Source organism: Nocardioides sp. NBC_00163 (genome assembly GCF_045206295.1).
Lineage (GTDB): Bacteria > Actinomycetota > Actinomycetes > Propionibacteriales > Nocardioidaceae > Nocardioides.
This window is the reverse complement of the sequence record NZ_CP108155.1, coordinates 1,539,766-1,561,318: the sequence shown is the minus strand read 5'-3', so window position 1 is coordinate 1,561,318 and position 21,553 is coordinate 1,539,766. Positions and strand designations below refer to the sequence as shown.

General features: G+C 70.2%; 20 protein-coding genes. 13 read left to right on the top strand and 7 right to left on the bottom strand.

Features of this window, described 5'->3' with window-relative positions; translation table 11 throughout:
• Positions 1 to 8: 8 nt before the first annotated feature.
• Entirely contained in the window at positions 9 to 671 is a 663-nt protein-coding gene (locus OG801_RS07475; protein ID WP_355018925.1) for a TetR/AcrR family transcriptional regulator C-terminal domain-containing protein, read from the bottom strand.
• Between the two features lie 142 nt (positions 672 to 813).
• Here OG801_RS07475 and OG801_RS07470 point away from each other — a divergent pair, with 142 nt between their 5' ends.
• The 7 genes from OG801_RS07470 (at position 814) to OG801_RS07440 (ending at position 9,181) form a co-directional block, all read left to right on the top strand.
• Positions 814 to 2,454 carry an amidohydrolase gene (locus OG801_RS07470; protein WP_406034892.1) on the top strand — a complete coding sequence of 547 codons (1,641 nt, stop codon included), beginning with the start codon at positions 814 to 816 and terminating at the stop codon, positions 2,452 to 2,454.
• A complete protein-coding gene (locus tag OG801_RS07465; RefSeq protein WP_406034890.1) occupies positions 2,451 to 3,839 on the top strand; it encodes an NAD(P)/FAD-dependent oxidoreductase in 1,389 nt (462 codons plus the stop codon). The genes OG801_RS07470 and OG801_RS07465 overlap by 4 nt, the downstream gene beginning before the upstream one ends.
• A gap of 61 nt (positions 3,840 to 3,900) precedes the next feature.
• Positions 3,901 to 5,523, top strand: coding sequence for an ABC transporter substrate-binding protein (locus tag OG801_RS07460; protein WP_406034888.1), 1,623 nt, complete (start codon positions 3,901 to 3,903; stop codon positions 5,521 to 5,523).
• The gene (locus tag OG801_RS07455) at positions 5,520 to 6,476 is read left to right on the top strand and encodes an ABC transporter permease (protein ID WP_406034887.1); all 957 of its coding nucleotides are present in this window, start codon (positions 5,520 to 5,522) and stop codon (positions 6,474 to 6,476) included. The genes OG801_RS07460 and OG801_RS07455 overlap by 4 nt, the downstream gene beginning before the upstream one ends.
• Positions 6,473 to 7,348: an ABC transporter permease gene (locus OG801_RS07450; protein WP_406034885.1), complete on the top strand. Its 876-nt coding sequence runs from the start codon at positions 6,473 to 6,475 to the stop codon at positions 7,346 to 7,348. Before OG801_RS07455 ends, OG801_RS07450 begins: the two co-directional genes overlap by 4 nt.
• Complete coding sequence (locus OG801_RS07445) at positions 7,345 to 8,352, top strand: ABC transporter ATP-binding protein (RefSeq protein WP_355018919.1); 1,008 nt, start codon at positions 7,345 to 7,347, stop codon at positions 8,350 to 8,352. The genes OG801_RS07450 and OG801_RS07445 overlap by 4 nt, the downstream gene beginning before the upstream one ends.
• Positions 8,345 to 9,181 (top strand): ABC transporter ATP-binding protein, encoded by an 837-nt coding sequence (locus OG801_RS07440; RefSeq protein ID WP_406034883.1) that lies wholly within the window; start codon positions 8,345 to 8,347, stop codon positions 9,179 to 9,181. The genes OG801_RS07445 and OG801_RS07440 overlap by 8 nt, the downstream gene beginning before the upstream one ends.
• A 3-nt stretch (positions 9,182 to 9,184) precedes the next feature.
• Here the strand turns inward: OG801_RS07440 and OG801_RS07435 are convergent, their stop codons facing one another.
• Both OG801_RS07435 and kdgD read right to left on the bottom strand, forming a co-directional pair.
• Positions 9,185 to 10,138, bottom strand: coding sequence for a 2-hydroxyacid dehydrogenase (locus OG801_RS07435; protein ID WP_406034881.1), 954 nt, complete (start codon positions 10,136 to 10,138; stop codon positions 9,185 to 9,187).
• Positions 10,139 to 10,164: 26 nt separating this feature from the next.
• Positions 10,165 to 11,079 (bottom strand): 5-dehydro-4-deoxyglucarate dehydratase, encoded by a 915-nt coding sequence (gene kdgD, locus OG801_RS07430; RefSeq protein WP_406034879.1) that lies wholly within the window; start codon positions 11,077 to 11,079, stop codon positions 10,165 to 10,167.
• A 212-nt stretch (positions 11,080 to 11,291) separates the two neighbouring features.
• On the opposite strand from kdgD, the gene OG801_RS07425 reads away from it, so the two are divergent.
• The 6 genes from OG801_RS07425 to OG801_RS07400 are packed head-to-tail and all read left to right on the top strand — an operon-like array spanning position 11,292 to position 17,542.
• Complete coding sequence (locus OG801_RS07425; RefSeq protein WP_406034877.1) at positions 11,292 to 12,845, top strand: ABC transporter substrate-binding protein; 1,554 nt, start codon at positions 11,292 to 11,294, stop codon at positions 12,843 to 12,845.
• A gap of 31 nt (positions 12,846 to 12,876) precedes the next feature.
• Complete coding sequence (locus OG801_RS07420; protein WP_406034875.1) at positions 12,877 to 13,806, top strand: ABC transporter permease; 930 nt, start codon at positions 12,877 to 12,879, stop codon at positions 13,804 to 13,806.
• Positions 13,807 to 13,819: 13 nt separating this feature from the next.
• The gene (locus OG801_RS07415; RefSeq protein ID WP_406034873.1) at positions 13,820 to 14,803 is read left to right on the top strand and encodes an ABC transporter permease; all 984 of its coding nucleotides are present in this window, start codon (positions 13,820 to 13,822) and stop codon (positions 14,801 to 14,803) included.
• Between the two features lie 44 nt (positions 14,804 to 14,847).
• A complete protein-coding gene (locus tag OG801_RS07410; RefSeq protein WP_406036259.1) occupies positions 14,848 to 15,807 on the top strand; it encodes an ABC transporter ATP-binding protein in 960 nt (319 codons plus the stop codon).
• Positions 15,804 to 16,817, top strand: a complete 1,014-nt coding sequence (locus tag OG801_RS07405; protein WP_406034871.1) for an ABC transporter ATP-binding protein — start codon at positions 15,804 to 15,806, stop codon at positions 16,815 to 16,817. Before OG801_RS07410 ends, OG801_RS07405 begins: the two co-directional genes overlap by 4 nt.
• On the top strand, positions 16,817 to 17,542 hold the full coding sequence (locus tag OG801_RS07400) for a sulfite exporter TauE/SafE family protein (protein WP_406034869.1): 726 nt from the start codon (positions 16,817 to 16,819) through the stop codon (positions 17,540 to 17,542). The genes OG801_RS07405 and OG801_RS07400 overlap by 1 nt, the downstream gene beginning before the upstream one ends.
• Here OG801_RS07400 and OG801_RS07395 read toward each other — a convergent pair.
• The 4 genes from OG801_RS07395 to OG801_RS07380 form a co-directional block, all read right to left on the bottom strand.
• Positions 17,539 to 18,546: a 2-hydroxyacid dehydrogenase gene (locus OG801_RS07395; RefSeq protein WP_406034867.1), complete on the bottom strand. Its 1,008-nt coding sequence runs from the start codon at positions 18,544 to 18,546 to the stop codon at positions 17,539 to 17,541. The genes OG801_RS07400 and OG801_RS07395 overlap by 4 nt on opposite strands.
• A gap of 53 nt (positions 18,547 to 18,599) precedes the next feature.
• Entirely contained in the window at positions 18,600 to 19,412 is an 813-nt protein-coding gene (locus OG801_RS07390) for an IclR family transcriptional regulator (RefSeq protein WP_406034865.1), read from the bottom strand.
• 21 nt (positions 19,413 to 19,433) lie between these two features.
• Positions 19,434 to 20,372 (bottom strand): alpha/beta fold hydrolase, encoded by a 939-nt coding sequence (locus tag OG801_RS07385; RefSeq protein ID WP_406034863.1) that lies wholly within the window; start codon positions 20,370 to 20,372, stop codon positions 19,434 to 19,436.
• 67 nt (positions 20,373 to 20,439) lie between these two features.
• Positions 20,440 to 21,336, bottom strand: a complete 897-nt coding sequence (locus tag OG801_RS07380; RefSeq protein ID WP_406034861.1) for a LysR family transcriptional regulator — start codon at positions 21,334 to 21,336, stop codon at positions 20,440 to 20,442.
• Positions 21,337 to 21,553 lie beyond the last annotated feature (217 nt).

Below are 21,553 nucleotides of genomic sequence, written 5' to 3'. Positions count from 1 at the left end.
GCTCTGCTTCAGTGACGGTCGACGATCGCCTCGAAGGAGTCGAGCAGGACGTCGATGCCGTCGAGGAAGACCTCGCGAGGGGTGAGCACGAGGAGCTCGGGGAGCACCGCGGCGAGCGACGGGTGTCGCACCGGGTCCACGGCTCGTAGGTCGCCCACCCAACTGGTGGGTGGGACGCCTGCCAGCTCCTGCAGTCGCTGTTCGGACAAGGTGGCGGCGGCCGCCAGCACGTAGCTGGAGTACGCGGCGTAGCAGCGCACGACCTGCTGCTTGTCGAGCCCGGCGCGGGCCAGCTGGTCCAGGATCCAGTCGATCACCGCGAGCTCCCCGGGACCTCCGGTGGAGATGGCAGTGGCCTCGGCGCCGATCTGCGGGTGGGCGCTGAACGTGTCGATGGTGCACACGGCACCGTCGCGCAGCTGGTCGCGCCACGACGCGCCCCGGTCGACGCGGACCATGGATGCCGCGATCAGGCCGTCGAGAAGCGCCGCCATCAGCTCGTCCTTGTCGCGAAAGCGTCGATAGATCGCCGTCGGGTCAGCGCCGAGGGCGGTGCCCAGGCTGCGGAACGTGATCGCCTCTCCGTTGGCGGCGAGCTCGGTCGCCGTCGCGAGGATCGCCTCGCGGTCCAGCGCGACGCGCTCCTTCGAGCGGCGGGTGACGGCACTCATCGTGACCTCCTCAAGTCTGGACGATCCTACCGAATCGACAATGGTGTCAACACCGTTGACAACACTGTTGTCACGGTTCTAGCGTACCGATTCGAGTGATCCTGACCACACCGAGGCAGGCCGCGCCCGCTGGAGGAACCCCTTGACCACGTACGCAGATCTTCTGTTCGCCGGTGGCCCCGTCCATCTCGGAAACACCGCCCGCAGCCGTGCGACCGCGGTCGCCGTACGGGGGGAGCGGATCGTCGGGGTCGGGCACGACGAGCTGCGCGAGCTCGTGGGTCCCGCCACCGAGGTCGTCGAGCTCGGTGGCCGTATGCTCGTCCCGGGTTTCCAGGACGCCCACGTGCATCCCGTCGGTGCCGGCGTCGAGCTCGGGCAGTGCGACCTCACCGAGACGGTCGATGTCGAGGAGTACCGCAGCCGGATCGCGTCGTATGCCGCCGCGAACCCCGGCCGGCCCTGGATCACCGGTGGCGGCTGGTCTATGGAGAGCTTCCCGGGCGGCGCCCCCGACCGAGCCTTCCTCGACGCGATCGTCCCCGACCGTCCGGTCTACCTGGCCAACCGCGACCACCACGGCGGCTTGGCCAACAGCCGTGCGCTCGAGCTCGCCGGCATCGACCCTCGTACCCCCGATCCGGTCGACGGCCGGATCGAGCGCGACGCAGACGGCGTCCCCACCGGCCTGCTGCAGGAGGGCGCGATGCATCTCGTTGCCGCCGTCGTGCCGGAGACCACCCGTGAGGAGAAGCTCGCCGGCCTGCTGCGTGCCCAAGGGATGCTGCACTCGCTCGGCATCACCGCCTGGCAGGACGCGTTGATCGGCATCAATCCGGTCATCAGCGACACCTCGACGGCGTACGCCGACGCGCTCGACGCCGACCTGCTGACCGCCCGCGTCGTCGGCGCGCTCTGGTGGAGCCGGGACCGCGGTGCCGAGCAGATCGAGGATCTGCTGGCGGCTCGCGAGGCGATGACCCGCGGCGGTTTCCGGGCCACGAGCGTCAAGATCATGCAGGACGGCATCGCCGAGAACCACACGGCCGCGATGATCAGTCCGTACGGCTCGGGCTGCGGCTGCCGCGACGCGGGCGACCACCGCGGACTGTCGTTCGTCGACCCCGAGGCGCTCAAGGAGCACGTCACCGCGCTCGACGCGCACGGCTTCCAGGTCCACTTCCACGCGCTCGGCGACCGCGCTGTCCGCGAGGCGCTCGACGCCATCGAGGTGGCCCGCGACAAGAACGGCTTCACCGACGGCCGGCACCACCTGGCGCACCTGCAGATCGTGCATCCCGAGGATGTCGCCCGCTTTCGTAGGCTCGGCGTGACCGCCAACATCCAGGCGCTGTGGGCCGCCCACGAGCCGCAGATGGACGAGCTCACCATCCCGTTCCTGGGCCCGGAGCGCTCCGCGTGGCAGTACCCGTTCGGTTCGCTGCTGCGCAGTGGCGCCGTGCTCGCCGCCGGCAGCGACTGGCCCGTCAGCAGCGCCGACCCCATCCGCGGCATCCACGTCGCGGTGAACCGGGTCGAGCCCGACACTGACCACCCGGTCTTCTACGCCGAGGAGCGGATCGACCTCGGCAGCGCGTTGGCGGCGTACACCTCCGGCACGGCGTACGTGAACCACCTCGACGACACCGGCACCATCACCGTCGGCAACCTGGCCGACCTGGCGGTGCTCGACCGGGACCCGTTCGACGGTCCGGCCTCGGACATCTGGGACACCCGTGTCGAGCAGACCTTCGTGGGTGGGGAGCGGGTGTTCGCCCGATGACGGCGAGCCACGTCCGCGACGCTCTCGCGTCCGCGAAGCCGCTCCCATTCTGGCTCGACGACCCGGACCGACCGGCGGCCCGACCGCCACTGGCCGGCGACCAGAGCTGCGATCTGGCGGTCGTCGGTGGCGGCTACTCCGGTCTGTGGACGGCGCTTCGAGCCAAGGAGCGTGACCCCGGACGAGATGTCGTCCTGGTCGAGGCGGACCGGATCGGTGGCGCCGCAAGCGGTCGCAACGGAGGCTTCTGTGAGGCGAGCCTGACCCATGGTGAGGCCAACGGCCGCACCCGTTGGCCCGACGAGGCCGCCCGGCTCGAGGAGCTCGGCCTGGCCAACCTCGACGACATCGAGGTGACCTTGCGGCGCTACGGCATCGACTGCGACTTCCGCCGGACCGGGCAGCTCGCCGTCGCCACCCGACCGCACGAGGTCGAGGAGCTACGGGCCGAGGCCGAGGGCGAGAGCGCGGTCTTCCTAGACAGGGCCGCCGTCCGTGCGGAGGTCGACTCGCCGACGTACCTGGCCGGATTGTGGAGCAAGGACAGCTGCGCGACCGTCGATCCGGCCCGTCTGGTCTGGGGTCTGGCCGCCGCGGCGGAGCGGCTCGGTGTGCGTATCGTCGAAGGCACGCCGGTCGAGCGGATCCGCCGGGCCGGCGGGCAGATCGCAGTACACACCAACCACGGCACGATCCATGCGCAGCAGGTCGCGCTCGGCACCAACGCCTACCGCCCGCTGCTGCGCCGGCTCCGGCTGGCGACGGTCCCGGTCTACGACTACGTCCTCATGACCGAGCCGCTCACCGACGAGCAGCTCGCGTCTATCGGCTGGAGCAACCGGCAGGGCCTCTCCGACTGCGGCAACCAGTTCCACTACTACCGCCTGACCGCGGACAACCGGATCCTCTGGGGCGGCTACGACGCCGTCTACCACTACGGGCGGCGGGTCCGGGCGTCGTACGACCAGCGGCAGGAGACCTTCGACGTCCTCGCCCGGCAGTTCTTCGAGACCTTCCCCCAGCTGGCCGGCGTCCGCTTCAGCCACCGGTGGGGTGGGGCGATCGACACCTGCACGCGGTTCTGCGCCTTCTTCGGCACGGCGTTCGGCGGCCGCGTCGCCTACGCCCTCGGCTTCACCGGCCTTGGTGTCGGTGCCACCCGGTTCGGTGCCGACGTGATGCTCGACCTGCTGGCTGGGGAGGACACCGAGCGCACCCGGCTCGCCCTCGTTCGGAAGCGGCCGCTGCCGTTCCCGCCGGAGCCGATCGCGTGGATCGGCATCCAGCTGACCCGCTGGTCGCTCGCGCGCGCCGACGCGCGAGCCGGTCACCGCAATGTCTGGCTCCGCCTGCTCGACCGCCTCGGACTGGGGTTCGACTCATGAGCCCGATCTCGGACACCACCCATGCAGCCCCCGCTGACAGCACCGTCCCAAGGAGATCCTTGTGAACCGACGCAACCTCACGCGCATCACCGCGCTGCTCCTCACCTGCACTGCGATCGTCGGTTGTGGGCGATCGGCCGACAACTCGACGTCCTCGACGACCGCGAGCCACCTCCAACCGACGACGACCGCCGCGACCGCTGAGGCCGACCCGATCACCTGGGCGGTCTACCGCGACGTCCAGACGATCGATCCCCTCTACGCCTTCGACTACCCGGACAACACCGCGCTCACCCTGATGTGTGAGTCGCTGCTCCGCACCGAGCCGGACGGCGCGATCACCGACGGGCTCGCCTCGTTCTCGCGCACGGACGACAAGACGCTGGTCTTCGACATCAACCCGGACGCGAAGTTCTGGGACAACAGCCCGGTCACCGCCGAGGACGTCGTCTACAGCCTCGAGCGTCATCGCGACCCGGAGCTCGGCGGGTTCTACGCCGACTCCCTCGTCCGGGTCGACACGATCGAGGCGACCGGCGACCGCGAGGTCACCATCACGCTGACCCAGCCCGACTACTGGCTCGACGGCGAGCTCGCCTCGCTCCCCGGCATCATCGTGCAGAAGAAGTACGTCGAGGCCAAGGGTGCCGCCTACGGCACCACGACAGGTGGCGCGATGTGCACGGGCGCCTACAAGCTCGACTCCTGGTCGCCGGCGAGCGGGGTGGTCGCGGTGCCCAACGACGACTACTGGGGTGAGGCCGATCCGCGGGTCGCGAAGATCACCCTCAAGGGTGTCGTCGACGAAGCGGCACTGACGTCCTCGCTGATCGCGGGCGAGATCGGTGGGACGTACCCGCCGGCGATCTCGACGCTGCCGGTGCTGGAGGGCAACAAGGCCGTTACCGTCACACAGGGTCCCGGCTACGCGACCGCCGCGCTGGTGATCAGCGACCTGGACGGCACGCTCGGCGACGTCAAGGTGCGCCAGGCGCTGTCCCTTGCGCTCGACCGCAAGGGCATCGTCGAGAACGTGTTCCACGGTGCGGCCGAGGACGCGCGCTGGCTCGTCAACCCGGGCACCTTCGCCTCGGCGAGCGAGACCTACCAGGCGGCGTACAAGGACAGCCCGGTGCTCGAGCAGGACATCGACCAAGCGAAGAAGCTGATCGAGGAGGCCGGGGCGGCGGGAAAAACCGTCACGATCGGCATGTCCTCGGCGATCCCGGACATCGCCTACGAGGCCGGAGCCTTCAAGACGGCGGGCGAGAAGATCGGCCTCGAGGTGGAGTTCAAGTCGGTCTCGGCCGATGCATTCATCAACTTCTTCATCGACCCGAAGGCGCGCGAGGGGGTGGATGCGTTCCCGACGGTGACCTACGGCGACTATGCCGACCCCGCCGCGCTCTCCGCGACGGTCGTCCTGCCGGACGGTGCGCAGAACTACTCGGGCTTCGACGACCCGGAGATCACCTCGCTGATGGAGGAGGCGCGCGGCACCGAGGACGTGGAGGCCCGGGCGAAGCTCGTCATCGAGGCGCAGCAGCGCACCATGGAGCTGCTGCCATGGATCCCGACCGCCCAGCCGAACTCGGTGCTCGTGACCAACAGCGAGCTGACCGGAGCAGTGTCGTCGTTCGCCTACATGTCGGCGCCCTGGGCCAACCATCTGGGAGTCCGATGACCATGCGGATCGGATACCTGATGCGCCGACTCGCGATGCTGGGGGTAACACTCCTGGTGGCCAGCTTCGCGATCTTCGCAGCGACGTACGTCGCACCGGGCAACCCGCTCGCCGCGCTCTCCGGGGGCAAGTCGCTCTCCGCGGAGGCGCAGGCGGTGCTCGAGCGGCGATACCATCTCGACGAGCCGTTTCTCGCGCAGTATTGGCACTGGCTCTCCGGGGCTCTCCGGGGCGACCTGGGCGTGTCGATCCCGCTGCACCAGGACGTCTCCTCGCTCATCGCGGACCGCGCTTGGATCACGCTCAGCCTGGTGCTCTACGCCGCCGTCATCATCGTGGTCCTCGGCATCGGTCTCGGCCTGCTCGCCGGGCTTCGGCCGGGGTGGATCGACTCCTCGGTGCTGGTCATCTCCTCGATGGCCGCCGCCGTGCCGGCCTTCGTCGCGGCCATCGTGCTGATCGCGGTCTTCGCGGTGTCTCTCGGCTGGTTCCCGACGATCGGGGTCGGCGAGGGCTTCCTCGGCCACGTCGAGCACCTCACCCTGCCGGCGGTCGCGCTCGCGCTGTCATCAGTGGCGGTCGTGGCACGAGTGACCCGCACCGCGATCCGCGAGGAGGTGGAGCGTGAGCACGTCCAGACGGCGATCAGCCGCGGAATCCCGCAGCACCTCGTCGTCACCCGCCACGTGCTGCGCAACGCCGCGATCCCGATCACCACGGTGACCGGCGTGACGATCGCGAGCCTCATCGCGATCTCGTCCGTGGTCGAGACATCCTTCGGCCTCAACGGCCTGGGGCAGTACCTCGTGAAGTCGGCCCAGGGTAAGGACATCGCCGTCGTGCAGGGCATCTCGCTCGTGCTCGTGGTGGCGTTCGTGCTCGTCAACGTCGTGGTCGACGCGATGTACGCGGTGCTCGACCCCCGCGTCAAGCGCGGAGCGAGGGCCTCATGAGCGCCGTCGCCACCGCCACCACCGCGCCCGCCGCCGGCACGACGGCGACCCGTCGCCGTGCCCGTCTCGGCGCGACCGTGTGGGTCTGCGTCGTCGTGGTCGGGCTCGCCGCCCTGATCGGCATCATCGGGCCGGTGCTCACGCCAAACGACCCGAACCAGGCCGACCTGGCGCAGGCGTGGATCGGTCCGGGGGAGGGGCACCTGCTCGGTCTCGACGTCCAGGGCCGGGACGTGCTGTCCCGGGTCCTGGCCGGCGCGCGGTCCTCGCTGCTCGGGCCGCTGCTCATCGTGGTCCTCTGCATGCTGGTGGGATCGGTGCTCGGTCTTGCCTCCGCGTGGCGCGGGGGAGCGGTCGACACGACGGTGTCGGCGGGCCTGGATGTCCTGTTCGCGTTCCCCGGAGTGCTACTGGCGGCGCTCACGGCGGCAGTCTTCGGTGCAGGCCTGTGGGCGGCGGTGCTCGCGATGGCGGTGGCGTACACGCCGTTCGTCGCGAGGCTGTTGCGCAGCGCGATGCTCAAGGAGCGCAGCCAGCCCTACATCGCCGCCCTCGAGGTGCAAGGTCTGGGCGCGACCGCGATCTGCGTACGGCACCTGCTGCCCAACGTGTTCCCGTTCATGGTTGCGCAGGCGTCGATCCTGTTCGGCTATGCAGTCCTCGACCTGGCGGTCATCTCGTACCTCGGCATCGGCGTCCAGCCGCCGAACCCGGACTGGGGCGTGATGATCTCGGAGAACCAGTCGGGCATCCTGCTCGGCTACCCGATGCCCGCTCTCGCTGCGGGCGTCTGCATCGTCGTGGTCGTCGTGGCCATGAATCTGCTCGGCGAGCGGCTCCTCGAGCGGGCTGGGAAGGAGGGTGGCCGATGAGCGCGACCCATCATGGCCCGCTGTTGGAGGTCGACGGGCTGGGCCTGGACCTGCTCGTGGGAGGCGTGCACCGCTCGGTGTTGCGCGACGTGTCGTTCACGGTGGCTGCCGGGGAGGCGGTCGGCCTCGTGGGCGAGTCGGGCTCGGGCAAGTCGATGACCGTGCGGGCGATCGATCGGCTGTTGCCCGCGGGGGCACGCCGGCGTGGTTCGATCCGGTTCGCCGGCCAGGATGTGGAGGCCCTCTCCGGCGCCGCCCTACGCGCCTACCGCGCCGAGGTCTCCGTCGTCTTCCAAGACCCGCGGGTGCACATCAACCCGGTGCGCCAGGTCGGCGACTTCATGACCGAGGTGCTGCGTACGAATCGCGGGGTCAAGCGGCGCGAGGCGGCTCGCCGAGCGGTCGCGATGCTCGCGAAGCTAGGGATCTCGGACGGGGAGAGACGTTTGGAGCAGTATCCGCACGAACTGTCCGGCGGGCTGCTTCAGCGGGTGATGATCGCCGGCGCGCTGCTCACCGAACCCCGACTGCTGCTCGCCGACGAGCCGACCACGGCGCTGGACGTGACGACGCAGGCCGAGATCATGGGCTTGCTGGATGAGCTGCGCCAGGACCTCGGTCTGTCGCTGCTGTTCATCACCCACGACCTGGACCTGGCCGCGGCGGTCTGCGACCGCACCGGGGTCATGTATGCCGGCGAGATCGTCGAGGTGCGTCAGTCGGGAAGGCTTCACGACGACCCGCTCCACCCCTACACCGCCGCCCTCGGCGCGGCGCGCCCGCTGCTGGACCGCGCGATGCCCCGGCTCACGGCGGTCCCGGGGCGTCCGCTGTCGGCGCTCCAGGCGCCGGCCGACGCGTGCGCCTTCGCCGGTCGCTGTCCGCACAAGTACGACGTCTGCGTCTCCTCCGCCCCGGCCTTGGTCGACCTCGACGGCGGTGCCGTGCGGTGCGCACGCGCAGAGGAGCTTCGTGGAGTCCTGGGAGGAAGCACCCATGTCTGAGGCGTACGAGACCACTGAGGCGGAACCGGCCCTGGCAGTCACCGGCCTGCGCAAGGTGTTCGGAGAGGTGGTCGCCGTCGAGGACGTCTCCTTCACGGTACGTCGGGGAGGATCGCTCGGGATCGTCGGCGAGTCCGGGTCCGGGAAGACCACGGTCGCGAACATGATCACCGGCCAGGAGCGGCCGTCGGCCGGCACGATCCGCGCCTGCGGTCGAGACCGTACGGCGCCGGCGCGCGGTGGCGCCGAGCGGCGCCGGCGCGGCGCCGAGGTGCAGATCGTCTTCCAGGACCCCTACTCCAGCCTGGACCCACGGCAACCGGTCGACCGCGCGATCGAGGAGGTGCTGCGCCTCCACCAGCGCGAGCGGACCTCGTCGGCGCGGACTGCGCGCGTGGGCGAGCTGATAGAGATGGTGGGTCTCGACGAACGCCAAGGTCGTGCCCTGCCGCGAGCGCTCTCCGGCGGTCAGCGCCAACGAGTGGCGATCGCGCGGGCGCTCGCGGCAGAGCCGGACGTCCTGATCCTCGACGAGTCGGTCGCCGCGCTCGACGTGTCCATCCAGGCGCAGGTGCTCAATCTGCTCAGCGATCTGCGGGAGCGGCTGTCGATCACCTATGTGCTGATCAGCCACGACCTGGCCGTCGTGCGTCAGCTCACCGAGACCGTGGTGGTGATGCAGCACGGCGCCGTCGTCGAACGTGGGACGACGACCGATGTGCTGGATGCGCCGCAGCACGACTACACCCGCCGGCTGCGGGCGAGCGTCCCGACGCCCGGGTGGGACCTGACGGAGGTACGTCGCGCCTTCAGCCCCGCGACACCATGACCGTCAGTTCGACATCTCCGGCACCGGAGTGAGGACGGTGCCGTCGGCGAGCCAGCGGTCGAGGTTGTCGAGGGTCAGCTGCTCCATGGCGGCACGCGTCTCGACGGTGCCGCTGGCCAGGTGCGGGAGCAGCACCACGTTGTCGAGGTCCATCAGCCCCGCGGGGACCGCGGGCTCCTCGGTGTAGACGTCGAGGCCGGCGCCGGCGATGCCACCCTCGAGGAGCAGCTCGACCAGCGCGTCCTGGTCGACCACGGAGCCACGCGCGATGTTGATGAGGTAGCCCTCGGGCCCGAGCGCCTCGAGCACCTTGCGGTCGACGAGGTGCTGCGTACCGCTGCCGCCGGAGGTGGCGAGGACCAGGATGTCGACGTCGGCGGCGAGCTGCGCGGGGGAGGCGGCGTAGGCGTACGGGGAGCCGGGGACCTCGCGGCGGGAGTGGTAGGAGATCGGGCAGCCGAAGGCCTCGAAGCGGGTCGCGATGGCCTGGCCGATCCGGCCCAGACCCAGGATGCCGACCCGCTTGCCCGAGACCTTGCGGGTCAACGGAAAGTTGCCGGCTTCCGGCCACTCGCCGCGGCGTACGAACCGGTCGGCGGCGCTGAGCCCACGCAGGGTGTCGATGGTGAGACCGATGGCGGTGTCGGCCACGCAGTCGGTCAGTACGTCGGGGGTGTTGGAGACCAGCACGCCACGTGCGGCTGCCGCCTCGACGTCGGTGGTGTCGTAGCCGACCCCGAAGTTGACGACGGCGCCGAGCGCGGGCAGCTGCGCCATCAGCTCGGCCGGTACGCCGGTACGCCCGGTGGTCACCACGGCACCGATCGAGGGCCCGTGCTCGGCGAGGAACGCGGCGCGGCTGTCGTCGTCGGGCAGCACCAGGGCGTCGTAGTGGTCGGTGAGGGTGGCGGCCAGCGACGGCTTGAGCGGTCCTACCTGGAGGATGCGGCGGGTCACGGTTTCTCCTGTCGGTCGGGTGGCCGTCAGATGACGGTCTTGACGAGGGTGGTCAGCTCCGCCAGCTCGTCCTCGGTGAGGTCGGTCAGCGGCGGACGTACGGGACCGGCCGGACGGCCGGCGGCGGTGAGACCGGCCTTGACGATCGAGACGCCGTAGCCGGCTCCGCGGTCGCGGATCGCGATGTAGGGGACGACGAAGTCGCGGAGCCGGGCGAGCACCTCGTCGCGGTCGCGGTTGCGGACGGCGGTGTAGAACTCGACCGCCCACTGCGGCGCGAAGTTGAAGATCGCCGATGAGTACGTGCTGACGCCGAGCTCCAGATACGGCAGGGCGTACGTCTCGGCGGTCGGCAGGCCTCCGACGTAGAGCAGGCGGTCGCCGAGGCGCGCGTTGAGCGTGGCGAGCAGGTCGATGTCGCAGACGCCGTCCTTGAAGCCGATGAGGTTCGGGAACTCCTCGGTGAGACGGACGATGGTGTCGGCGTCGTAGCGGGCGTTGGCGCGGTGGTAGACGATCACGCCGAGCGAGGTCGCCGAGCAGACGCGGGCGACGTGCTCGTACAGGCCGCGACCCGGCAGCTCGGTGAGGTAGGGCGGCAGCAGCAGGATGCCGTCGGCGCCGTCCGCCTCGGCGCGCTGCGCCATCGCGACGGCCTGGGAGGTGCCGTAGCCGGCCGCGCCCATCACCGGGGTGCCGTCCCCGACCTCCTCGACGGTGGCCCGCAGGACCCGGGACACCTCGTCGTGAGTGAGCGAGAAGAACTCGCCGGTGCCGCCGGCGGCGAAGAGGCCCGCGACGTCGAAACCGTCGAGGTGCTGCAGGTGCGCGCGGTAGCCGTCCTCGTCGAAAGCGTAGTCGGCGGTCGCGTGCGTCACCGGGAACGACAGCAGGCCGGTGCCGAGGGCGTCACGGAGCTCGGTGGGGGAGTAGCGGCCCATGGGGTCTCCTCAAGGGGTTCGATGACGTCGGAGATCCCGAGGCTAGGTAGCGGAAGCGATACGCGTCCAACATCGTGACGGCATCGCTCGATGCTCCATGGGCATTGCCCGACGTGCTTGACGTCACACAAAACTCGCTCGTACGGTTCATCCACGAATGACAACGACGTCCACATATGTAGATGTCGCCGATCGACTGGAGGAACAGTCGCATGAACTTTCGTCCCTCGCTGCGGTCCCGCTTCGGTCTCGCAAGCGCCTCGCTCATGGCTGCCTCGCTCACCCTCTCGGCGTGTGGCGTCGCCAACTCCGACAGTGCCGGCGCCGCCGCTGACACGGTCCGGATCGTGCTCCCGCAGGAGCCGCCGACCCTCGAACCGTGCGATGCCAACCTGACCTCGACGGGCGTCGTCGTGCGCTCCAACATCACCGAGCCGCTGGTCGAGCGCGACCCCGCCTCCGGCGAGCTCCAGCCGCTGCTCGCCACCGAGTGGGAGCAGACCGAGCCGACCAAGTGGACCTTCACCCTCCGCGAGGGCGTGAAGTTCTCCGACGGCTCCGCCTTCGACGCCGAGGCCGCCGCGCACTCCATCGACCGCGCGGTCAACGGCACCTTCGGCTGCAACGTCGAGGGGTACGTCTTCGGTGACGACGACCTGCAGGTGAAGGCCGTCGACGCCACCCAGCTCGAGGTGACCACCGCCGAGGCGGACCCGATCCTTCCGCTGCGCCTCTCCTTCATCGAGGTCGTGCCCGCGTCGACCAGCGACACCGCCAAGGTGCGCGAGCCGATCGGCACCGGCCCCTACAAGATCGAGGACTGGCAGAACGGCACCAAGCTGACCCTCGCGGTCAACGACACCTACTGGGGTGATGCTCCCGCCTTCAAGAAGGCGGAGTACCAGTGGCGTGAGGAGGGCAGCGTACGCGCCGCCATGATCACCAACAACGAGGCCGACATCGCCACCGGGCTCGCACCCGAGGACCTCTCCGGCGACGCCGCGGTCCGCTACCCGAACAACGAGACGACCGCGCTGCGGTCGACCGGGACGTACGCTCCGCTCGACGACATCCGGGTGCGCCAGGCGATCAACTACGCGATCGACCGCGAGTCCATCGTCGACAGCCTCTTCGAGGGCTACGCCGACGTGGCCTCCCAGCTGGTGCCCGAGGGCGTCGTTGGCCACAACCCGGATCTGAAGGCGTGGCCGCACGACCCCGAGAAGGCCAAGTCGCTGATCGCCGAGGCGAAGGCCGACGGGGTGCCGACCGACACCAAGATCCGGCTGATCTCCCGCAACGGCCTCTTCCCCAAGGTCGGCGAGACCGTCGAGGTCGTCCAGAAGGCGCTCGAGGACATCGGCCTCAACGTCTCGATCGAGATGATGGACACCGCCGCGTCGGTCGAGTACCAGTCCCGCCCGTTCCCGAAGAACACCGGGCCGTACATCATCCTCGTCCAGCACGGCAACCAGGCCGGTGACGCCCAGTTCTCCGTCGACCAGTACATGCTCAGCGACGGCGCCCAGTCGACGTTCGGCACCCCGGAGTTCGACGCTCAGATCGGGGCCGCTGACAAGGCCGAGGGCGATGACCGCCAGGCCGCGTTCGCCGGCGTCTTCGCCGACGAGCCGGAGAAGGTCTCGCAGTTCGCCTACATCGCGCACATGACCGGCATCATCGGCGAGTCCGACAACGTCGAGTACGAGCCCAACTCGGCGACCGGCGACGAGATGCGCGTGACCGAGATGAAGCCGGCCAAGTGACCCCGGCCGCGACTCACCCAGGAGGTCATCGATGGTGACGTTCCTCCGCAAGCGAGCCCTCACCTCGCTGCTGCCGCTCGTCGTGGTGCTGCTCGGAGTGTTCTTCCTGGCCCGCCTCACCGGCGACCCGGCCAGCCTGTACCTGCCGGAGAACGCCACCGAGACCCAGAAGGAGACCTTCCGCGAAGTCAACGGCCTCGACCTGCCGGTCTGGCAGCAGCTGATCGACTACCTCCAGGGCATCCTCCGCCTCGACTTCGGTACGTCGCTGAGTACGGGTGAGTCCGCGGCCGCCATGGCGTTGCGGGCCTTCCCCGCGACGCTCCAGCTGGCGATCACCACGATGCTCATCGCGGTCGTCCTCGCCGTCGTGATCGGCTCGTGGGCGGCGTACCGTCCGAACTCGCTGGCCGACCGGTTCGCGTCGTTCCTGTCGATGACGGCCGCGAGCGTCCCCGACTTCTGGCTCGCCATCATGGGGGTCTGGGTCTTCGCGGTGATGCTCGGAGTGCTGCCGACCTCGGGTGTCGACGCGGGCCTGCTGTCGTGGGTCCTGCCGATCGCGACCCTGCTGCTGCGTCCCGTCGGCGTGCTCACCCAGGTGGTGCGGGGAGCGATGGTGGCGGCGTTGTCCGCGCCGTACGTCCGGCTGGCGCGCAGCAAGGGTGCCGACAGCCGCCGGGTCGTCGCGCACCACGCCCTGCGCAACGCCGCCGCCCCGGCACTGACCGTGGCCGGCGACCTGGCGGTCGGGCTGGTCAACGGTGCCGTGGTCGTGGAGTCGATCTTCGGGTGGCCCGGCATCGGCAAGCTGATGATCGACTCGATCACCGGCCGCGACTTCGCCATCCTGCAGGCGGCCGTGCTGCTCACCGCGGTGACGATCTTCCTGCTCAACATCGCCATCGACATCTGCTACGCCCTGCTCGACGCCCGTGTGCGCGACAAGGCGATGGTGTGAGAGAGGAGAACCGATGAGCTCCACCACCACCACCACCGACTCTGTTGAAGCCCCGAGCCGCTCCGGCAGGGTGAGCTACTGGCGGATGCTGCTGCGCGACAAGGTCGCGACCGTTGCCGCCGTGATCCTCTGCTTCATCCTGCTCGTGGCGGTCTTCGGGCCGGTCCTGCTCGGCAGCGAGGCCAACGCCCAGGACCTGACCCGAGGCAACAAGGCACCGCTCGAGCTCGACGGCTGGCTGTACGTACTCGGCACGGACTCGCTCGGTCGCAGCATCCTGGCCCGGATCGTCGTCGCGACCCGGACGACCCTCGGCGTCGCCATCCCGGCTGTGCTGATCTCGCTGGTCGTGGGCTCGGTGATCGGCATGTGGGCCGGTTACCACCGCGGCTGGCGCGAGACCCTCGTGATGCGGATCGCCGATGTGATCCTGAGCTTCCCGTCGCTGCTGATGGCGGTCGTCGTGCTCTACGTCTACTCGCCCAGCCCGCGCAACATCGTCATCGTGCTGGCGATCACCCGCATCCCGATCTACCTGCGCACCGCGCGGGCGGAGTCGGCCGAGCTGCAGAGCCGGGTCTTCGTCGACGCGGCCCGTACGTTCGGGGCGGGGAGCTTCAGCATCATCCGCCGTCACGTCTTCCCGATCGTGCTGCCGACGCTGCTGACGGTCGCCACGCTCGACTTCTGCTACGTCATGCTCGCCGAGTCGTCGCTGAGCTTCCTCGGCATCGGCATCCAGGCACCCGACGTCAGCTGGGGTCTGATGGTCGCCCAGGGGCAGAACTATCTGCAGACCGCATGGTGGCTCTCCTTCTTCCCGGGCCTGGCCATCGTGATCGCGACGGTGTCCGCCGCCGTGCTCGCCGCCTGGGTGCGGCTGGCCACCGATCCCGCTCAGCGGTGGCGGCTCACCGTCCCGCGGCGACAGCGTCGCCGCGCCACCCCGACCGTCACCCAGTCCGTCACTCAGACCGCTACGGAGGACGCCCAGTGACCAGCACTCTGACCGAGAAGGCCATCGCCCTCGACGTCGACGGCATGAGCGTCGACATCCGTACGCCCCACGGTGTCGTCCGAGCCGTCGACAAGGTGACCTTCCAGGCGCGCCGGGGCGAGACCCTCGCGCTGCTCGGGGAATCGGGCTGCGGCAAGTCGATGACCGCCACCGCCGTCGTCGGCCTGCTGGAGCCGGTCGCCGACGTGACCGAGGGTGCCGTCCGCATCACCGGTGACGGTGGCACGACCGACCTGCGGACGGCCTCGGCGAGGCGCCGGCGCGACATCGCCGGCAAGGAGCTCGCGATCGTCTTCCAGGACGCCCTCACCGCGCTCAACCCCGTCTACACCGTGGGTACGCAGCTGGCCGAGCCGTTCCGGATCCACCGTGGCCTGTCCAAGAAGGCCGCTCGCAAGGAGGCCATCGAGCTGATGCGCCGGGTCGGCATCCCCGAGCCGGAGACCCGGATCGACTCCTACCCGCACCAGTTCTCCGGCGGCATGCGCCAGCGGCTGCTGATCGCGATCGGCGTCGCGCTGTCGCCGGCCGTGCTGCTCGCCGACGAGCCGACCACCGCGCTCGACGTCACGGTCCAGGCCCAGATCATGAGCCTGCTCAAGGACCTGCGCGAGGAGCGCGACATGGCGGTCGTGCTGATCACCCACGACCTCGCCCTGGTCTTCGAGCAGGCCGACCGGGTCGTGGTGATGTACGCCGGCAACGTGGTCGAGCAGGGCCTGGTCGAGGAGGTCTTCGGCGCCCCGAAGCACCCCTACACCGCCGGCCTGCTGGAGTCGGTGCCCGTGCACGCCGAGCGCGGTGCTGAGCTCAAGTCGATCGGCGGTTCGCCGCCCGAGCTGGCCGCGATCCCGGCCGGCTGCGTCTACCAGGATCGCTGCCCGCTCGCGCGCGACCGCTGCCGCGAGGAGCGGCCCGCGGCCCGCGAGGTCGCCCCTGGCCACCTGTCCGCCTGCCACTTCCCTGACGAGGTGAACCGATGAGCGATGCACCGCTTCTCGAGGTCCGCGACCTCACCAAGATCTTCCCGGTACGCCACGCCGGAAAGCGCAAGGAGCTGCGAGCTCTCGACGGCGTCACCCTCGACCTGCACCGGGGCGAGACGCTCGGCCTGGTGGGGGAGTCCGGCTGCGGCAAGTCCACGCTGGCCCGCACGCTGCTCATGCTGGAGACCCCCGACGGTGGCTCCGTACGCTTCGACGGGGTCGACCCGACGACGACCAGGGGCGCCGACCTGCTGGCGTTCCGGCGCCGGGTGCAGATGGTGTTCCAGGACCCGTTCGCCTCGCTCAACGCCAGGATGTCGGCGGGCGACATCGTGAGCGAGCCGTGGCGTACGCACACCGGTCTGCACAAGACCTCGCGTGAGCGGGCGGCCCGGGTGCGCGAGCTACTGGATCTCGTCGGGCTGCGGCCTGGTGACGCCGGGAAGTATCCGCAGGAGTTCTCCGGCGGCCAGCGGCAGCGTCTCGGGATCGCCCGCGCGCTCGCGCTCAACCCCGACGTGATCGTCTGCGACGAGCCGGTCTCCGCGCTCGACCTGTCGGTGCAGGCACAGGTGCTGAACCTGCTCAACGACCTGCAGCAGGAGCTCGGGGTGGCGTACCTGTTCATCTCGCACGACCTGTCGGTGGTGCGGCACGTCGCCGACCGGGTCGTGGTGATGTACCTGGGCCGGATCGTCGAGCAGGGCGAGACCGAGTCGACGTTCGAGCGGCCCCAGCACCCCTACACCGGGGCGCTCCTCTCGGCCGCGCCCTCGCTCGACCACGAGCGCCGGCGCGAGCAGATCATCCTGTCCGGCGAGATTCCCTCGCCGCTCAACCCGCCGTCCGGCTGCCGGTTCCGGACCCGCTGCTGGAAGGCGACCGACGAGTGCGCCACCGCCCTCCCGCCGCTCGCCATCGACCCGGTCGACGGCGGTCACACGGCGGAGTGCTTCCATCCACTGGGGGCGAACGAGCAGGAGCTGGCCGCGGCCCAGGCGGGCTGATGGGGCTCTCGCTCGGGTCCTTCGCGATCGTGGCCGTCGCCGTTGTCCTGGCCTCGGCGCTCCAGGCCTCCATCGGCTTCGGCATGGGCATGCTCGCCGCCCCGGTCGTCGCCCTGGTCGATCCGGGGCTGCTGCCCGGGACGCTGGTGATGCTGGCCTTCGTGGTCACGGTCATGGTCGTCGTCACCGAACGGCAGCACATCGACCTCGGTGGCACCGGGTGGGCGCTGTTCGGCCGGGTGCCCGGGACGATCGCGGGCGCGCTGCTCGTCGCGGCGCTGCCCGAGCGGGGTCTCGCCCTGCTGCTGGCCGGCGTCGTGCTGGTCGGCGTCGCCCTCAACTCGCTGGGCTGGCAGCCGCGGCCGGTACGCCGCAACCTCGTCACCGCGGGCGCGGCCTCGGGGCTGCTCGGCACCGCCACCTCGATCGGCGGCCCGCCGATGGCGCTGGTCTGGCAGCAGAAGCACGGTGCGGTGCTGCGCAGCTCGATGAGCTCGTTCTTCCTCGTCGGCTCGGTGCTGTCGTTCCTCGCGCTGGCCGCCACCGGGTCCGTCGACCAGCGCACCCTGCTGGTCACCGCGGCGCTCGTGCCCGCACCGTTCGTCGGATGGGGGCTGTCGCTGCTGCTCAACCGGGTGATGTCGCCGGTGCGGCTGCGGCGTACGGCGATCGCGGTGTCGATCTTCGGCGCCGTCGTGCTGGTGGCCGACCAGCTCTTCGGCTAGCTCCTGGTCACCGGGTTGCGCAGCGGCCGGCCGTCGGCGAGCGCGTCGACGTTGTCGGTGATGTCCTGTGCGCGGCCGGCGAACACCTCCGCGGTGTGCCCCGACTGGTGCGGCGTCAGCACGACGTTGGACAGCTCGGTGAAGTCGAGGTGCGAGGGCGGCGGAGAGTCGGGGTCGCGGGGGTTGCGCCACCACACGTCGATGCCGGCGCCGGCGATCGTGCCGGCGGTGAGCGCGTCGTGGAGCGCCTGCTCGTCGACGACAGCGCCGCGGGCGACGTTGACCAGCACGGCGCTCGGCCGCATCGCGGCGAGGGCGGCGGAATCTATGAGCCCGCGGGTCGCATCGCTCAGCGGCACGGTCACGACGACCACGTCGGAGGCGGCCAGCAGGTCGTGCAGGGCCGAGTCGGGCCCGACCCAGTCCAGCTCGACGCCCTCGGGCAGCGGGGCGTCGGGGTTGCGGCGTACGGCTCGGACCCTCATCCCCATCGCGGAGCCGAGCCGGGCCACGCTGGAGCCGATCTCGCCGAAGCCGACGATCCCCAGGGTGTGGCCGGCCAGTACGCCGCCGAAGGGGTAGTCGCCGGAGACGATCGCGTTGCTCCACACGCCGCGGCGCATGTCGGCCTCGGACCGCAGGACGCCGCGCAGCAGCATCATCGACACCATCATCACGTGCTCCGCGATGGAGCGTCCGTGGTGGAAGGTGTTGGCCAGACGTACGTCAGCGGGCAACGCCGCGAGCGGGATCCGGTCCACGCCGGCACCGGTCACGTGCACCAGCCGGAGCCGGGGCATCGTGGCCAGCAGCTCCGGCGTCGTCGAGGAGCAGACCAGGACGTCGGCGGCCGCGGCGGCCTCGGCGAGCCGGGGGTCGTCTCCCCAGGCGAACGTCCACTGGTGCGGTGAGGCGCCCGTCCGGGTCAGTACGTCGGTGAACCGGGCCATGATCGGCTCGGTCACCAGCACGTTCAGCGGCGTGGTGGGAGAGGTGGAGGGCACGTCCGCGATTGTGTCATGCGTCTACATCCGTGGACAAGGTTCGATATATGAGGTCAGGTCCAGGTGAGAGAGTTGCGGATCGGGCCGACCACACGGACGATCCGGTCCGCCGCCTGGCGCAGGGCGGCGATGACCTCGGCCTCCCGCTCCGGGGTGAGCCGGGCGATCGGGATGGAGGCGCTGATCGCGTCGGAGACCGGCTCGTCGTAGTCCAGGGCGACCGCGATGCAGCGCAGCCCGAGGGTGTTCTCCTCGTTGTCGATCGCGTAGCCGCGCCGGCGGGTCGCCTCGAGCTCGTCGGCCAGCGCGCCGCGGTCGGTGAACGTGTGCGGGGTGAGCGGCGCGAGCTCGGCCGGCAGGTGGTCGGCGACCTCGTCCTCGGGCTGCGCGGCCAGGACCGCCTTGCCCAGGGAGGTGGAGTAGGCCGGGAGCCTGCGGCCGACGCGGCTGTAGGGGCGGAGGTACTGCGAGGACTCTCGGGTGGCGAGGTAGACCACGTCGGTGCCGTCGAGGCGGCCGAAGTGGAAGGTCTCGTCGAGCTTCTCGCGGAGCTCGACGAGGAACGGGGTCACCTGGGGGAGGTAGGGGTCGGTGTCGAGATAGCTGGTGCCGGCCAGAAGGGCCCGGATACCGATGCCGTAGAGCGTGCCGGTGGCGTCGCTGCGTACCCAGCCGTGCTTGGCGAGCGTACGGAGCAGGGCGTGCAGGCTGCTGCGGGGAACCCCGAGCGCCTCGCTCAGCTCGCGCAGCCGCACCGGGCGGTTCTGGCGCGCGGCGAGGAACTCGAGGATCTCCACCGTGCGGGCGGCGGACTTCACCTCGCGCACCCCTCCGGTGGTGGCATCAGGCGCGGCAACGTCGTTCATGTCCGCAGAGTAGTGCGCGGGTCAGATGCCCGTCCACGTATGAAGATGGTCTCCCGGTTCGGGGCCGTTGCGCAGCCGCGTCTGCCATCCGTGCTGGTCCCAAGTCGCCGGCTCGGTGCTCCGGATGAACTGCTCGACGGCCATCACGAAGCGCCCGGGGTCGGAGCGGAACGGGAAGTGGCCGGCGCCCTCGAAAACCTCGAGCGTCGCCTGCGGCATCGCCGCCTGCGCCTGTGCGGCGTGGCGGTAGGGGATGACGCCGTCGCGGTCGCCCCAGATCATCAGCATCGGGATGTTCGAGGCCAGATAGCAGCGATCGAGCATCGTGACGACCTGGCCGTGCCAGTCGACGACGGCGCGCAGTGTTCGGGCGAACGCCTGGCGCGAGTGACTGTCGGGCGGGGTGTCGACGATCCTGGCCAGATCCAGAGCGTCGACGCCGAGGTCGTGGTCGATGCGGCGCAGCAGACCGAGGCCGGCGGACAGCCAGGTCCGCGAGACCGGCAGCTGCAACAGCATGAGCAGCTCCGGCGCCAACGGCAGGGTCGCGAGTCGCAGCCAGGTCGAGACACCGCGCCCGGAGCCGCCGTTGGACACCAGCACGATCCGCTCGACCAGCTGCGGGTACTGGTAGGCGAGCTGCATCGCGACGCCGCCGCCGAGCGAATGGCCGACGAGGGTGACTCGCTCCACGTCGAGCACGGACAGGAGGTCGCGCATGCCGTTGGCGAACCCTCCGATCGAGTAGTCGGCGCGCGGCTTGTCGGAATCGCCGTGACCGAGCAGGTCGGGCGCGATGACCAGGTGATTCTCGGCGAACATGGGCAGGACGTCGTCCCAGGTCCGTGAGCTGTCGCCGATCCCGTGGATGAACATGATCGCGGAGCCGTCACCGCCGATGCGGTACGCGCGCTTGTACCCGTGGATCACCCGAGACTGCTGCTCGATCACCCGCGTCATGACTGCACGCTAGTCGCCGTGGGTTTCGATCATGTTGCAGTCGTGCCGCGACGCACATCAGCGAGCATCAGGTACGTGCCGGGCCGGTCCTGAGGGCATCGAGGAACAGCGTCAGGAGCGGCGAGTCGTTGTCGGCGTGCCAGGCGGCGTACAGGTCCAGCATCGGCACAGGGCTGTGCAACCGGACCGGGGTGAGGCCGGCGCCCGAGCGGGCGAGCAGGACGGCGCGTGACTCCGAGGCGAAGGTGATCAGCTGGTGTGCGCTGACGAGGACTCCGGTCGCTGCCGGGTCGTCCGCCGTCTCCGCGATGTCCAGCTCGATACCGGCCTGTGCCGAGGCCTGCTGGATGACGTCGTACATGGCGGGAGACTGGCCGCGCCCGAACATGACGCACGGGTGCCGAGCGAGCTCCGCGAACGGTGCGGCCGGCCGGTGGGCCCACTGATGGGTCGGTCCGACCACGCCGCACAGGCGCAGTGTCATCAGGTGGTGGGACCGGAGGTCGGGTGCCGTCGGGCGTCCGTAGACCAGGCCCACGTCGAGTCGGCGTTCTGCCAGGGCCGTGAGCTGGGGGCCGGAGCGCAGCTCCTCGAGGTCGACCCGGATCCCCGGGTGCCCCTGTTTCAGCCTGCGGAGCGCGGCCGGGAGCACGTGATGCCCGGCCGGGAAGTTGAATCCCACCCCGAGGGATCCGGCATGCCCCTCGACGGCATCGCGGGCGGATCTCGTCGCCTTGCCGAGGTGGGCGAGAACGGCACGCGCATCCGGCTCGAAGGCACGTCCGGCGTCGGTGAGGTCCACGGCGTGTGAGGATCGCTCGACCAGCTTCGCGCCCACCGTCCGTTCGAGCCGCTGGAGGTGCTGGCTCAGGGTCGGCTGGGCGAGGTGCAGCCTGGCTGCGGCGCGTCCGAAATGACGCTCCTCGGCGATCGCCAGGAACGACTCCAGCAGCCTGATGTCCATCTCGCCTCCAGGAGAGTCGCGATGAGCGTGGCGCGCGCCGGTCAATGGAGCGTGTCGCTTCGATGAATCGTTCGGGTCTTTCGATCGATCGATGCCGGAACCCAATCAGCGCAGGTCAACGACAGGTATGGCGTGGGCCGTGGGTACGCGGAGACGCTCTGTGAGGAGCCGTTGTCGGATCGGTTCATCGGAGCGACACCGAGCGCTGATCGGCTTC

What these genes read in the sequence shown, in the direction of transcription:
- OG801_RS07475 (WP_355018925.1), bottom strand. Translation starts at nt 671, where the DNA reads ATGAGTGCCGTCACCCGCCGCTCGAAGGAGCGCGTCGCGCTGGACCGC.
- OG801_RS07465 (WP_406034890.1), top strand. Translation starts at nt 2,451, where the DNA reads ATGACGGCGAGCCACGTCCGCGACGCTCTCGCGTCCGCGAAGCCGCTC.
- OG801_RS07455 (WP_406034887.1), top strand. Translation starts at nt 5,520, where the DNA reads ATGACCATGCGGATCGGATACCTGATGCGCCGACTCGCGATGCTGGGG.
- OG801_RS07450 (WP_406034885.1), top strand. Translation starts at nt 6,473, where the DNA reads ATGAGCGCCGTCGCCACCGCCACCACCGCGCCCGCCGCCGGCACGACG.
- OG801_RS07445 (WP_355018919.1), top strand. Translation starts at nt 7,345, where the DNA reads ATGAGCGCGACCCATCATGGCCCGCTGTTGGAGGTCGACGGGCTGGGC.
- OG801_RS07440 (WP_406034883.1), top strand. Translation starts at nt 8,345, where the DNA reads ATGTCTGAGGCGTACGAGACCACTGAGGCGGAACCGGCCCTGGCAGTC.
- kdgD (WP_406034879.1), bottom strand. Translation starts at nt 11,079, where the DNA reads ATGGGCCGCTACTCCCCCACCGAGCTCCGTGACGCCCTCGGCACCGGC.
- OG801_RS07425 (WP_406034877.1), top strand. Translation starts at nt 11,292, where the DNA reads ATGAACTTTCGTCCCTCGCTGCGGTCCCGCTTCGGTCTCGCAAGCGCC.
- OG801_RS07420 (WP_406034875.1), top strand. Translation starts at nt 12,877, where the DNA reads ATGGTGACGTTCCTCCGCAAGCGAGCCCTCACCTCGCTGCTGCCGCTC.
- OG801_RS07415 (WP_406034873.1), top strand. Translation starts at nt 13,820, where the DNA reads ATGAGCTCCACCACCACCACCACCGACTCTGTTGAAGCCCCGAGCCGC.
- OG801_RS07410 (WP_406036259.1), top strand. Translation starts at nt 14,848, where the DNA reads ATGAGCGTCGACATCCGTACGCCCCACGGTGTCGTCCGAGCCGTCGAC.
- OG801_RS07405 (WP_406034871.1), top strand. Translation starts at nt 15,804, where the DNA reads ATGAGCGATGCACCGCTTCTCGAGGTCCGCGACCTCACCAAGATCTTC.
- OG801_RS07400 (WP_406034869.1), top strand. Translation starts at nt 16,817, where the DNA reads ATGGGGCTCTCGCTCGGGTCCTTCGCGATCGTGGCCGTCGCCGTTGTC.
- OG801_RS07390 (WP_406034865.1), bottom strand. Translation starts at nt 19,412, where the DNA reads ATGAACGACGTTGCCGCGCCTGATGCCACCACCGGAGGGGTGCGCGAG.
- OG801_RS07385 (WP_406034863.1), bottom strand. Translation starts at nt 20,372, where the DNA reads ATGACGCGGGTGATCGAGCAGCAGTCTCGGGTGATCCACGGGTACAAG.
- OG801_RS07380 (WP_406034861.1), bottom strand. Translation starts at nt 21,336, where the DNA reads ATGGACATCAGGCTGCTGGAGTCGTTCCTGGCGATCGCCGAGGAGCGT.